Below are 13,220 nucleotides of genomic sequence, written 5' to 3' on the forward strand. Positions count from 1 at the left end.
CCGACGCCATCAGGCAGCATGGCCTGCATGTCCGTACTGACGCGCGACGAAGCGCAGAACCGAGCACAGCTCATCGACGTCCACCGCTACACGATCGCCCTCGATCTGACCGCCGGGGACGAGACGTTCGACTCCCGCACCCTCATCAGGTTCGGCGCCCGCGCGGACGCGGACAGCTTCGTCGAGATCGACCCCGCCGAGCTGCGCTCCGTCACGCTCGACGGCCGGGCCCTTGACCCCGCCCTCCTCGAGGACGGCCGGTTCCCGCTGAAGAACCTCACCGCGGGCGAGCACGAGCTGCTGGTCGACGCGCGCATGCGCTACTCCCGCACTGGCGAGGGCATGCACCGCTTCACCGACCCCAGCGACGGCGAGACCTACGTCTACACCCAGCTCTTCCTTGACGACGTGCGACGTGTCTTCGCCGCCTTCGACCAGCCCGACCTCAAGGCCGTCTTCGAGCTCACCGTCACCGCGCCCGAGCACTGGACGGTCCTCGCCAACGGCGTCACCGAGCACACCGGCGGCGGGGTGTGGAAGGCCGCGCCCACCCCGCCCGTCTCCACCTACCTGGTCGCCGTCGCCGCCGGGCCCTGGCACTCCGTGCGCGCCGAGCACCGCGGCCTGCCGTTCGGCCTGCACTGCCGCCGCTCCCTCGCCCCCCACCTGGAGGCGGACGCCGAGGAGCTGCTGGAGATCACCCGCGCCTGCTTCGACCGCTACCACGAGAAGTTCGAGGAGCCGTACCCCTTCGACTCCTACGACCAGGCCTTCGTGCCCGAGTTCAACGCGGGCGCCATGGAAAACCCCGGACTGGTCACCTTCCGCGACGAGTTCGTCTACCGCTCCGCCGTCACCGACACCGAGCGGCAGCGGCGCGCCATGGTCGTCGCCCACGAGATGGCCCACATGTGGTTCGGCGACCTCGTCACCCTGCGCTGGTGGGACGACATCTGGCTGAACGAGTCCTTCGCCGAGTACATGGGCTACCAGACCCTCAACGAGGTCACCCCCGGGAGCCCCGGCGGGCAGCCGCCCCGCTGGCGCGGCGCGGACACCTGGACCGACTTCGGCGTCTCCCGCAAGACCTGGGGCTACGACGCCGACCAGCGGCCCTCCACCCACCCCGTCGCCCCGGAGCACGTCGAGGACACCGCCTCCGCGCTGCTCAACTTCGACGGCATCTCCTACGCCAAGGGCGCCTCCGCCCTGCGCCAGCTCGTCGCCTGGCTCGGCGAGAAGGACTTCCTGGCCGGGATCAACACCCACTTCGAGCGGTACCGCTTCGCCAACGCCGGCCTCGCCGAGTTCATCGACTCCCTGGCCTCCGCCACCGAGCGGGACGTGCACGCCTGGGCCGACGCCTGGCTGCGCACCAGCGGCGTCGACACGCTCACCGCCTCCGTCGACGCGGTGCCCGGCCGGTGGACCCTCACCCTGGACCGCGACGGCGGCCGCCCGCACCGGGTGACCGTCGGGGTGTACGACCGCGACCTCGGCGACGGACGCACCCTCACCCTGCGCGAACGCTACGAGACCGACGTGCCCCAGGCGGCCGTCCCGGAGCCGCGCCCCGGTACCCGCCCCGCCCTGGTCGTCCCCAACGACCTGGACCTGACCTACGCGAAGATCCGCCTCGACGAGACCTCCCTGGGGACCGCCCTGCGCGGACTGTCGGGCATCCCCGACGCGCTCACCCGGGCCGTCGTCTGGAACAGCCTGCGCGACATGGTCCGCGACGGCGACCTGGCCCCCTCCGCCTACCTGGCCACCGCAGCCGCCCATCTGCCCGAGGAGACGGACATCGCCCTCGTGCAGGGCGTCCTCGCCTTCGCCTCGGGGGAGGTCGCCGACCACTACCTCGCCCCGGACCGGCGGCCCGCCGCGCTCGCCACCCTCACCGACCTGTGCCGCGACCTCATCCGCCGCACCGAGGACGGCGACCACCCGGGCCTGCGCCTGGTCGCGGTGCGCCACTGCATCGACGCGGCCTCCCGCCCCGAGACCATCGCCGCCTGGCTCGCCGAGGGGACCGTCCCCGGCGGGCCCGAGCTGGATCCGGAGCTGCGCTGGCGCATCCTCGCCCGGCTCGCCGTGCTGGGCGCCGTCGACGAGACCGCCGTCGCCGAGGAGCTGCGCCGCGACCCCAGCGCCACCGGCCGGGAAGGCGCCGCCCGCTGCCGGGCCGCCCTGCCCGACCCGGACGCCAAGGCCCGAGCCTGGGAGGCCATGTTCGGTTCCGACGACCTGTCCAACTACCTGTTCACCGCCACCGCGCAGGGCTTCTGGCAGCCCGAGCAGGCCGAGCTGGTCCGCCCGTACGTGGCGCGTTACTTCAAGGACGCCGTGGCCGTCGCCGCACGCCGCGGCCCGGCCATCGCCACGGCCGCGGGACGCTGGGCCTTCCCCGCCCACGCGGTGGAGGCCGAGACGCTGAAGCTCGGCGAGAAGACGCTGCGCAAGGCCGACCCCGTGCCGGCACTGCGCCGCCAGTTCACCGACCGGCTCGACGACCTGGCCCGCGCCCTGCGCGTCCAGGAGGCCTGAGGCCGGGCGGGGGGACGACGCGGGGGCGCCGCCGGACGGACCGGCGGCGCCCCCTGCGGACGCCCGTGCGAGGAACGGTCAGAACACCGGCGTGCCGTCCCGGGTGAGACGCCAGTCCTGCGACGCGAAGTCCTTCGGGTCGAGCACGCCCTTGGCCGTCGCCCACTCCGCGATCCGGGTGCGGATCTCCGTCGACTCGGCCCACAGCTCCGGCGCGGACGCCACGTGCGGGAACGCCCCGCCGCCGTTGGCGCGGTAGTTGTTCACCGCGAACACGAACTGCTGCGCGTCGTCCACCGGGGCGCCGTCGAACGTCAGGTTCTTGATGCGCGACCCGGCCGGCTGGGCGATGTCGATGTCGTACCGCACCCCCGACACGTAGTCGTAGTTGTAGTCCGGGCGGCCGCCCGCGTTCGTCAGCTTGTCGACGTCCACCGGCGCGCCCGCCGCGGTCTGCACGAAGTATCCCGCCGAGTACTCCAGGTACGCCCGTACCTGAGCACCCGTCAGCAGCTTCGCCACCAGCGTGTTGTCGTACACGTAGAGGCTCGACAGGTCCCGGATAGTCACGTCGCCCGCCGGGATCTCGCTGGTCCGGGAGAACGGCGAGGCCTGCGACAGCACCGGCAGCGAGGCGTACTCCGTGCCCGCCAGCGCCTCCCGGACCACGTCCTCCTGCACCTTGCTGATCAGGTCGATGATCGGCGCGTCCTTGTAGCGCGCCTCCACCGTCGTCAGCGTCTCGGTCGCCGTCCCCACCACCTGGTTGACGTACGCCACGACCTGGGCGTGCTCGTCGCCCAGGAGGCGGGTGATCCGCGGGTCGTCCTCCACGGCCGCCGCGTCCCGCAGCGACGCCTTCACGGACTCCACCTGCCAGCGGCCCCGCTCGAAGGTCAGCTCCACGTCGAAGAGGGTCAGCCGCTCGGCGTAGCACAGCGGCTCCGACAGCACGACCTCCTTGCCGGTCTTCTCGTTGGTCACCCGCAGCTCCGCGATCTCCGCGTGCGCGTGGCCGACCAGGATGGCGTCGATGCCCGGCACCTGCCGCGCCACGTTCGCCGCCGCGTTCTCCACGTGCGGCAGCTGGTCACCGTACGAGGAGGTGCCCGACGTGCCCGAGTGCGCCGACACGACGACCACGTCCGCGCCCATCGAGCGCAGCTTCGGCACCCACTTCGCCGCCTGCTCCTCCAGGCCCGGGAACGTCAGCTTCCCCTGCACGTACGCCTTGTCCCAGATCGCGATGCCCGGGTTGGTCAGTCCCAGCACCGCCACCTTCACCGGCGGGGCGCCCTTCACGTGGAACTTCTTGATGAAGTACGGCGGGAAGGCGGGCTTCAGCGTCTTCGCGTCCAGGGCGTTGGCGCCCAGCAGCGGGAAGTCGCACTGCTCCTCGAACTTCCGCAGCGTCTCGATGCCGTAGTTGAACTCGTGGTTGCCGAGCGCCACGGCGTCGTACCCGATGGCGTTCATCGCCTGCGCCATCGGGTGCACCGGACCGCCCTCGGCGGTGATCGGGTCCACCTTGGCGTAGTAGTACGTCAGCGGCGTGCCCTGGATGGTGTCGCCCGCGTCCAGCAGCAGGGTGTTCTCCCGGCCCCGCTCCTCGCGGATCCGGTTCACCAGCGTGGACACGCGGGCCAGCCCCTGCGCGTTGCCGGCCGGGTCCTGGTACTCGGCGTCCTTGTAGTAGTCCCAGTTGAAGACGTGACCGTGCAGGTCCGTGGTGCCCATGACGGTCAGTGCGTACCGCTTCACCGGCTTCTTCCCCCGTCCCGTCCGCGGAGCGGCCTCGGCCGCCGGGGTGGCCACCGTACCCGCCAGCGCCACCCCCGCCCCCGTGACGGCTGACTTCTTCAGGAACTTCCGGCGGTCCAACGGCATGACAGGCTCTCCTTGTACGACGACCGCGCACAACGCGCGTAGATTCGCCCGACGATTCTGACCTGAACACGTCGACCGGGAACAGTCCTGACAGGTTTCGATCCGGTGACCGCCCCCCGCGCGCTCGTCCGAGCGGTCCGGCGCACATTTCAACGCTTGTCAATACCCCTTCACCCGCGCGCCGTTGGGTCGTCACGCGCCGCCAGGTCGCTACCCGTCGGTAAGCCCTAGGGTCGAACCATGCGCCGAGCGAAAATCGTCTGCACCCTGGGTCCCGCTACGGACTCCTACGACCGGATCAAGGCACTGGTCGACGCCGGAATGGACGTGGCCCGCTTCAACCTCAGCCACGGCGGGCACGCCGAGCACGAGGAGCGGTACCGAAGGGTGCGCAAGGCCGCCGACGAGACCGGCCGCAGCGTAGGACTCCTCGCCGACCTTCAGGGCCCGAAGATCCGCCTGGGCCGCTTCGCCGAGGGACCCGTACTCCTTGAACGCGGGGACTCCTTCACCGTCAGCGTCGAGGACGGCGTCGAGGGCGACCGTCACATGTGCGGCACCACCCACGCCGGCCTCGCCGACGACGTCACCCCGGGGGAGCGCGTCCTCGTGGACGACGGCCGGGTCACCCTCGAGGTCACCGCCGTCGACGGCCCCCGCGTGCACACCACCGTCGTCGAGGGCGGGGTGATCTCCGACCACAAGGGGCTCAACCTTCCGGGCGTCGCCGTCTCCGTGCCGGCCCTCTCCAAGAAGGACGAGGACGACCTGCGCTGGGCGGTGCGCACCGGGTTCGACGTCGTCGCCCTCTCCTTCGTCCGCAGCGGACGCGACGTCAAGGACGTCCACCGGATCATGGACGAGGAGGGGCGCCGGCTCCCCGTCATCGCCAAGATCGAGAAGCCGCAGGCCGTCGAGGCCCTCGACGAGATCGTCGCCGCCTTCGACGGGATCATGGTGGCCCGCGGCGACCTGGGCGTCGAGATGCCGCTGGAGCAGGTGCCCGTCGTCCAGAAGCGCGCCGTGAAGCTGGCCCGGCGCAACGCCAAGCCGGTCATCGTCGCCACGCAGATGCTCGACTCGATGATCGACAACGCCCGGCCCACCCGCGCGGAGGCGTCCGACGTCGCCAACGCCGTCATCGACGGCACCGACGCCGTGATGCTCTCCGGCGAGACCAGCGTCGGCAAGTACGCCGTGGAGACCGTGCGCACCATGGCCCGCATCGTCGAGGCCGCCGAGGAGGACATCCTCGCCCGCGGTCTGCCGCCGCTGACCGAGCACAACAAGCCCCGCACCCAGGGCGGCGCCGTGGCCCGCGCGGCCGCCGAGATGGGCGACTTCCTCGGCGCCCGCTTCCTGGTCGCCTTCACCCAGTCGGGCGACACCGCCCGCCGTCTGTCCCGCTACCGCTCGCCGATCCCGCTGCTCGCCTTCACCCCGGACCCGGCCACCCGCTCCCAGCTCAGCCTGTCCTGGGGCGTGGAGACCTTCCTGGGACCGCACGTCGAGTCCACCGACGCGATGGTCGGCCAGGTCGACGAGCTGCTGCTGCGGTACGCGCGCTGCGCGAAGGGCGACACGGTCGTGATCACCGCCGGCTCCCCGCCCGGGGTCTCCGGCTCCACCAACATGGTCCGCGTCCACCACATCGGCGAGGACGACAGTCCTCGGTAGCGCGGCCGGACGATACGCGGAAACCGAAAAACGAAAAAGCGGATGTTCACCGAAAAGATGGACATCCGCCAGCAAATCGTGACCTTGGATTCTGAGGAAAAGTACCCCGGGTCGGATTCGAACCGACGCTGGATGGTGTTTGAGACCATTGCCTCTACCGCTGGGCTACCGGGGCGCCCTGCAAAACGAAGGTCGACGGTCACCCGCCGTGCCCCCACCTTACCGCAGCTGGGTACGCTCTTGTCAGCAGTACCGGCCTGCCTCGCACCAAGGAGCCCACGTTGAGCGCCCCCGAGTCGCCCCAGCCCGCAGACGTGCCCGACGACGACAAGTCGCACGTGCCGCCGATGACGACCCGGGTCGTCATCGCCGAGGACGAGGCACTGATCCGGCTCGATCTCAAAGAGATGCTCGAGGAGGAGGGGTACACGGTCGTCGGCGAGGCCGGCGACGGTGAGCAGGCCGTCGAGCTGGCGCGCGAGCACCGCCCCGACCTGGTGATCCTCGACGTGAAGATGCCCAAGCTGGACGGCATCTCCGCGGCCGAGAAGATCGCCGAGGAATCCATCGCCCCCGTGCTGATGCTGACCGCCTTCTCGCAGCGCGACCTGGTCGAGCGGGCGCGGGACGCGGGCGCGATGGCGTACCTGGTCAAGCCGTTCAGCAAGAGCGACGTGGTGCCGGCGATCGAGATGGCGGTCTCCCGGTTCACGGAGCTGAAGGAGCTGGAGCGCGAGGTCGCCGACCTCAGCCAGCGCCTGGAGACGCGCAAGCTGGTGGACCGCGCCAAGTCGGTGCTGCAGACGCAGTACGGGCTGAGCGAGCCGGCCGCGTTCCGCTGGATCCAGAAGACCTCGATGGACCGGCGCATGTCGATGCAGCAGGTCGCGCAGGCGGTCATCGACGACGCCGAGGAGAAGAAGGCCGCGAAGGGCGGCTGACCGGTCGTCCCGCGGACGCCGAAGGCCCGCACCCCGTCAAGGGGGTGCGGGCCTTCCGCCTGCCGGGTCAGTCCTCGCCGAGGTAGGCCTTGCGGACCGACTCGTCGTGGAGCAGGTCGCGGCCGGTGCCGGAGAGGACGATGTTGCCGACCTCCATCACATGGCCGTGGTCGGCCAGCGACAGGGCAGCCTGGGCGTTCTGCTCGACGAGCAGGATGGTGGTGCCCTGCGACTTCAGCTCGGCGATGGTCGCCATGATCTTCTGCATCATGATCGGCGACAGACCCATGGAGGGCTCGTCGAGCATGAGCAGCTGCGGACGGGACATCAGGGCCCTGCCCATGGCGAGCATCTGCTGCTCACCGCCGGACAGGGTTCCGGCGGCCTGCTTACGGCGTTCCCCGAGGATGGGGAAGAGGTCGTAGGCGCGCCGGATGTCCTGCTCGATGCCCTGCTTGTCGCTGCGCAGGAAGGCGCCGAGGCGCAGGTTGTCCTCGATCGTCATGCGCGGGAAGATGTGCCGCCCCTCGGGGGAGTGGGCAAGACCCAGCGAGACGATCTTGTGGGCGGGGACCTTCTTCAGCGACCTGCCGTTGAACTTGATCTGTCCGCCGACCGGCTTCAGCAGCCCGGACAGCGTGCGCAGGGTGGTGGTCTTGCCGGCGCCGTTGGTGCCGATCAGGGTGACCACTTCGCCGGCGTCGACGCTGAACGAGATGCCCTTCACGGCCTGGATCTTGCCGTAGGCGACTTTCAGGTCCTCGACCTCGAGGAGTGCGGTCATCGGTCGTTCTCCTTGCCGGGCGCGGCGTCCGTGGTGGCCTCGGCCTCCGCCTCCGCCTGTGCTTCTGTCTCGGCGTCCGTGGCCCCGGCGTCCGCGGGGGCGTCGGCCTCGGCCTCCGCCTCCGTCCCGGCCTCCGGCCGCGGGTCCGCGTCGGCCGTCTCCTCGGCCGCCTCGGTCTCGGGCGCCGCGGCGTCGACCGTCTTGCCGGGCGACTGGGGCCGGCCCGCCGCCTCGGCCGCGGCCTCGGCGGCCTCGACCTCGGCGACCTCGGCGGCGCCGGGATCGTCGGCCAGCGGTTCGCCGATGTACGCGGCGATGACCCGCTCGTCGCCCTGCACGGTGGCCGGGTCGCCCTCGATCAGCTTCTGGCCCTGGACGAGCACGGCGACCCGGTCGCAGAGGTTGAAGATGAACCGCATGTCGTGCTCGATGACGAGGACCGCGGTGCCCTGGTCGCGGATGGCGAAGATGAGTTCCTCCGCCGCCCGGGTCTCCTGGGGGTTCATGCCCGCGGTGGGCTCGTCGAGGAGCAGCAGCCCCGGCTCGCTGGCGAGCGCACGGGCGATCTCCAGCTTGCGCTGCTCGCCGTAGGGGAGGTTGCGCGCGAGCTGGTCGGCCTTCTCGGCGAGGCCGACGAACTCCAGCAGTTCCATGGCGCGGGCGCGGGAGGCGGCCTCGGCCTTGTGGAAGCCGGGCCCGCGCAGGACGGCCGACCAGAAGCCCTCCTTGGTGCGGGTGTGGCGGCCGACGAGCACGTTCTCCAGGACCGTCATGTTGGCGAACAGCCGGATGTTCTGGAACGTGCGGGCGATGCCGGCCGCGGTCACCTTGAAGGACTTGGGCGGCAGCACCTTGTCCTTGTAGCGGACCTCTCCCTCGGTCGGGATGTACAGCCCGGTGAGGCAGTTGAAGAACGTGGTCTTGCCGGCGCCGTTGGGGCCGATCAGACCGACGATCTCACCGCTGCGCACGGTGAGGTCGACGTCCTTGACGGCGGTGAGGCCGCCGAACCGCATGGTGACGCCGCGGGCGTCGAGGACGACGGAGCCGGGGGCGGGCGCGCCCGCGGCGGTGTCCTTGGTGGTGGTGTCGGTGGTCATGGTGGTCAGGCCCCCGTCTTGCTCAGGACTGTGGGCGCGTCGGCCTCTTCGTGGAACTCCAGCTGGCGGCGCCGGTTGGGGATGAGGCCCTCGGGACGGAAGCGCATCAGCAGCACGAGCGCGAGACCGAACGCGAGGAGCTGGTAGTCGCCGAGGAACTGGAGCTTGTTGGGGATCAGGAAGAGCAGCGCCGCACCGATGAGGGGTCCGGCGATGGTGCCCATGCCGCCGAGCACGACCGCGGCGAGCAGGAAGGCGGAGTTGGGCGGGGTGGTGCCGGCGAACAGGTACTGCTCGGGGGTCACGGTGTAGGTGACGTGCGCCTGCACCGTGCCGGCGAGACCGGCCAGGGTGGCGCCCACGGCGAAGGCGATGAGCTTCACCCGGAAGCCGTTGATGCCCATGGCGAGCGCGGCGGTCTCGTCCTCGCGGATGGCGACCCAGGCGCGGCCGATGCGGGAGTCGCCGCTGCGCCGGAAGACGAGGACCACCACGGCCGTGATGAGCAGCATCAGGAAGAAGTAGTTCGCGAACCGGCCGATGGTGAAGCCGCCGATGTCGTGCGCGACGCCCAGGTCGAAGCCCAGGATGTTGAGGTCCGGGATGGACGCGATGCCGTTGGAGCCGTTGGTGATGTCCGGGCCGGAGGTGCCGTCGGTGTTGTTCACGGCGATACGGAAGATCTCACCGAAGCCGAGGGTCACGATGGCCAGGTAGTCGCCGCGCAGCCGCAGCGTCGGCGCGCCGATCAGCACGCCGAAGACCAGCGAGGCGATCGCGCCCACCAGGACGGCGGCCCAGAAGGGGAAGTGCACGCCGAACGGCGAGCTGGGCGAGCCGGAGACCAGCGCGGCCGCGTAGGCGCCGACGCCGAGGAAGGCGACGTAGCCGAGGTCGAGCAGACCGGCGAGGCCGACGACGATGTTCAGGCCCAGGGCGACGGTGGCGAAGATCAGGATGTAGACGCCGAGGGTCGCGTACTGGTCGTCGGTCTGGGTGAAGGGGAACAGCGCCGCCGCGACGAACGCGCCGCAGACGGTGATGTTCTGGTGGCGGGCGCTGATCTGGGAGGCGTGGGCGATCAGGCCGGAGCGGTTCAGCGCGCCGAAGCCGAAGCCGGCGGTGATCAGGAAGCCGACGAACAGCTCGTCGTACTCGGTGCCGATGCCGTAGGTGAAGACGACCAGGGCGACCGCCAGGACGGCGACGATGATCAGGATCTCGGCGTAGGACGGCAGCGTGCGCACGGGGCGCGGGGAGCCGGAGGAGAAGGCCGCCCGCAGCACGGCCATGGTGTGCGCGGCGTCGTGCCGGAACTGCTCCCAGCCGCCCGCCTCGGGGTCGATCGGGTCGGGCTCGGGCCGCTCGAAGGGGAGGGCCAGGGCGCCGAGGAGAGCGATCAGCGTGGCGGCGGCGACGAGGTAGCCGCCGGGCTCCAGGTTGACGACCCCGCCCAGCTCGACACTGATCGAGACGACGGTGTACCAGGCGGTGGCGAAGGTGCCGAGCACCGCGTACTTCACGGCCGCGTCGGCGCCGGCCGGAGTGAGCCAGCCCAGTCCCTTGACGCCGTAGGAGGCGAGGCAGAACAGGGTGGCGAGGGCGCCGCCGACCAGGACGAGCACCTGGAGGCCGCCCGGGTAGCCGTAGTAGGTGAGGTCGCCGGGGAAGGCGGCCGTCCAGGTCCAGGCGAGGAAGGTGGAGACGACGGCGAGGACGCTGCCGCCGGTGGCGAGGGCCCGCCCGAGGTTCGCGGGGATGCCGATGAGCCCGGAGGGGGTGTTCGGGGCGGGTGCGGCCACGGTCTTGTCCGCTGTGGTCTGTGTGGTCATCGGTGTCACGCCCTGTCCGCGACGCGCTCGCCGAGCAGGCCCTGGGGCCGGAACAGGAGCACGAGGATGAGGAGGATGAAGGCCCAGACCTCGGCCCAGGACTGGCTGCCGAACTGGTCCAGGCCGGGGATGTCCGCAATGTAGGCGGTGGCCAGGGTCTCGACGACGCCGAGGACCACACCGCCGATCATGGCCCCGTAGATGTTGCCGATGCCACCGAGCACTGCCGCGGTGAAGGCCTTGAGGCCGAGGATGAAGCCCATCTTGAAGTCGATCTGGCCGTACTTCAGACCGCTGGCGACACCGCCGACGGCGGCGAAGACGGCGCCGAGGGCGAACGCGATCACGATGATGCGGTCGGTGTTGACGCCCATCAGCTTCGCCGTGTCCGGGTCCTGCGCGGTGGCCTGCATGCCGCGGCCGGTGCGGGTCCGCATCACGAAGTAGGCGAGGAACGCCATGCTGATCGGGGCGGCGACGATCAGGAAGATGTCACCGGTCTGGATGGTGGCGCCGCCGATGGAGAAGGGGCCGCCCTCGATCTGCGGGAAGGCCAGCTTGGACTTCGCCTCGGGGTAGAAGGCCCAGATGGCCTGCTGGAGCGCGAGGGAGAGTCCGATGGCGGTGATGAGCGGGGCCAGACGGGGCGCGCCGCGCAGCGGGCGGTAGGCGAACCGTTCCGCTCCGATGGCGACCAGCACCGAGGCGATCATGGCGCCTATCAGCATGAGCGGCAGCGCGATCCACATGGAGGTGCCGTCCGGCAAGACGTACAGATGCACGGTGATGGCGCCGAAGGCGCCGACCATGAAGATCTCGCCGTGGGCGAAGTTGATGAGCTGGACAATGCCGTAGACCATTGTGTAGCCGATGGCGACCAGGCCGTACATGGATCCCAGTAGCAGGCCGTTGACCAGCTGCTGCGGCAGTTCGTTCACCGCATGTCCTCCGAGACTTTCGGAATGTTCGACGGATGGGCCGGATGCGAGTCCGCGCGGGGCGCCAGTGGAACAGCGCCCCGCGCGGCTCGTGTGAGTGGTGCGGCGGAGATCAGCCGGTGAAGGTGCCCGACTTCACGGTGGCCCAGTCGCCGCCCTTGACGGTGTAGACGGTGAGCTGCTTGTTGGTGGCGTCACCGAACTCGTCGAAGGAGACCTTGCCGGTCACACCGTCGAAGGAGACGTCCTGCATGGCGTCGACGACCTTGGCGCGGGCGTCGTCCGGCAGCTTGCCGTCGTTGTCCTCGACGACCTTCTTGACGGCCTCGATGATGGCCCAGGCGGAGTCGTAGGAGTAGCCGCCGTAGGCCTCGTAGGCCTCCTTGTAGCCCTCGGCCTTGTAGTTCGCGACGAACTCCTTGGCGGACGGCAGGGACTCGACGGGCGCGCCGACGGAGGTGGCGAGGTCGCCGGTGCCGGCCGCGCCGGCCAGCTTGATGAAGTCGGCGCTGTAGATGCCGTCACCGCCGACCAGCGGGATCTTCGCGCCCGCTTCCTTGATCTGCTTGCTCAGCGGGCCGGCCTGCGGGTACTCGCCGCCGTAGTAGACGACGTCGGCGCCGGAGTTCTTCACCTTGGTGGCGACGGCGCTGAAGTCCTTGCTCTCCGGGTTGATGTGCTCGGTGCCGACGACCTGGCCGCCGAGCTTCTTGAACTCCGCGGTGAAGGTGGCGGCCAGACCGGCGCCGTAGGTCTTCTTGTCGTCGATGACGAAGACCTTCTTCTTCTTGGCGTCGTTGAAAACGTACTGCGCGGCGAACGGGCCCTGGATGGCGTCCGTGGTCGCGGTGCGGAAGTACGACTTGTACGGCCGCTCCTTCTCCTTGGCCCAGTTCACGCCCTGGGTGAGGGCGGGGTTGGTGTTCGCCGGGGAGACCTCGACCAGCTTGGCCGTGTCGAAGACCTTCTGCATGGACTCGCCGACGGAGGAGTTCAGCGGGCCGACGACGCCGAGCACGTCCTTGTTGGCGACGAGCTTGGTGGCGTTCTGCTGGCCCACGGAGGCCTGGCCCTGGTCGTCGAGCGCCTCGATCTTGAAGGTGACGCCCTCGACGTACTTCTCCTTGTTGGCGATCTTCGTGGCGAGGTCCACGGAGTTCTTGATGCCCAGGCCGAGCGCGGAGAGGTCGCCGGTCAGCGGCGCGTCGACGCCGATGACGACGGTGGTGTCACCGTTGCCCGAGTCCGAGCCGCCGCCGTTGTCGTCGCGGGAGCCGCAGGCGGTGAGGGTGAGTGCACCCGCCGCCAGGGCGGCGGTGATGGCGATGAGCGAACGTTGACGCACGATCCAGTCCTTTCCCCTGACAGCCGCTTCCCCGTGGAAACGGCCGAGTCGAGCGCTGGGCCGAGTGAGAATCAGGCTCCGCGGTGACTGGCCGTGACTCTAAGCGTGTGTGGGGAATGCGGAGGAGACTCTGGCCAAGGCTGTGACGCTCTTGTTATGACACGACGTA

The 13,220-nt window shown here is 70.2% G+C and carries 9 protein-coding genes and 1 tRNA gene; 3 read left to right on the top strand and 7 right to left on the bottom strand.

All coding sequences use genetic code 11. The features are described from left to right. Nucleotides 1-18 precede the first annotated feature (18 nt). Entirely contained in the window at nucleotides 19-2,547 is a 2,529-nt protein-coding gene (gene pepN, locus ELQ39_RS24170; RefSeq protein WP_242593906.1) for an aminopeptidase N, read from the top strand. Nucleotides 2,548-2,625: 78 nt separating this feature from the next. Here pepN and ELQ39_RS24175 read toward each other — a convergent pair whose 3' ends face one another. Continuing rightward, nucleotides 2,626-4,434: a 5'-nucleotidase C-terminal domain-containing protein gene (locus ELQ39_RS24175; protein ID WP_242593907.1), complete on the bottom strand. Its 1,809-nt coding sequence runs from the start codon at nucleotides 4,432-4,434 to the stop codon at nucleotides 2,626-2,628. A gap of 240 nt (nucleotides 4,435-4,674) precedes the next feature. On the opposite strand from ELQ39_RS24175, the gene pyk reads away from it, so the two are divergent. Next, nucleotides 4,675-6,111, top strand: coding sequence for a pyruvate kinase (gene pyk / locus ELQ39_RS24180; RefSeq protein WP_242593908.1), 1,437 nt, complete (start codon nucleotides 4,675-4,677; stop codon nucleotides 6,109-6,111). A 102-nt stretch (nucleotides 6,112-6,213) separates the two neighbouring features. Here pyk and ELQ39_RS24185 read toward each other — a convergent pair. After that, a tRNA-Leu gene (locus ELQ39_RS24185) sits at nucleotides 6,214-6,286 on the bottom strand. A gap of 106 nt (nucleotides 6,287-6,392) precedes the next feature. Between ELQ39_RS24185 and ELQ39_RS24190 the strand changes: the two genes are divergently transcribed. Continuing rightward, nucleotides 6,393-7,052, top strand: a complete 660-nt coding sequence (locus tag ELQ39_RS24190; protein WP_033273066.1) for an ANTAR domain-containing response regulator — start codon at nucleotides 6,393-6,395, stop codon at nucleotides 7,050-7,052. A 67-nt stretch (nucleotides 7,053-7,119) separates the two neighbouring features. On the opposite strand, the gene ELQ39_RS24195 is transcribed toward ELQ39_RS24190, so the two are convergent. The 5 genes from ELQ39_RS24195 to ELQ39_RS24215 all read right to left on the bottom strand — a co-directional run bounded on the left by ELQ39_RS24195 (nucleotide 7,120) and on the right by ELQ39_RS24215 (nucleotide 13,051). Further along, a complete protein-coding gene (locus tag ELQ39_RS24195; protein ID WP_190000054.1) occupies nucleotides 7,120-7,836 on the bottom strand; it encodes an ABC transporter ATP-binding protein in 717 nt (238 codons plus the stop codon). Further along, a complete protein-coding gene (locus tag ELQ39_RS24200; protein ID WP_225641371.1) occupies nucleotides 7,833-8,936 on the bottom strand; it encodes an ABC transporter ATP-binding protein in 1,104 nt (367 codons plus the stop codon). Before ELQ39_RS24200 ends, ELQ39_RS24195 begins: the two co-directional genes overlap by 4 nt. A 5-nt stretch (nucleotides 8,937-8,941) precedes the next feature. Then, nucleotides 8,942-10,768, bottom strand: coding sequence for a branched-chain amino acid ABC transporter permease (locus tag ELQ39_RS24205; RefSeq protein ID WP_242593909.1), 1,827 nt, complete (start codon nucleotides 10,766-10,768; stop codon nucleotides 8,942-8,944). A 5-nt stretch (nucleotides 10,769-10,773) separates the two neighbouring features. Beyond that, complete coding sequence (locus ELQ39_RS24210) at nucleotides 10,774-11,706, bottom strand: branched-chain amino acid ABC transporter permease (protein ID WP_242593910.1); 933 nt, start codon at nucleotides 11,704-11,706, stop codon at nucleotides 10,774-10,776. Between the two features lie 112 nt (nucleotides 11,707-11,818). Further along, nucleotides 11,819-13,051 (bottom strand): branched-chain amino acid ABC transporter substrate-binding protein, encoded by a 1,233-nt coding sequence (locus tag ELQ39_RS24215; RefSeq protein WP_190000050.1) that lies wholly within the window; start codon nucleotides 13,049-13,051, stop codon nucleotides 11,819-11,821. Between the last annotated feature and the right edge of the window lie 169 nt (nucleotides 13,052-13,220).

Origin of the sequence: Streptomyces sp. GB4-14 (genome assembly GCF_022696125.1) — a bacterium.
GTDB lineage: Bacteria > Actinomycetota > Actinomycetes > Streptomycetales > Streptomycetaceae > Streptomyces > Streptomyces werraensis.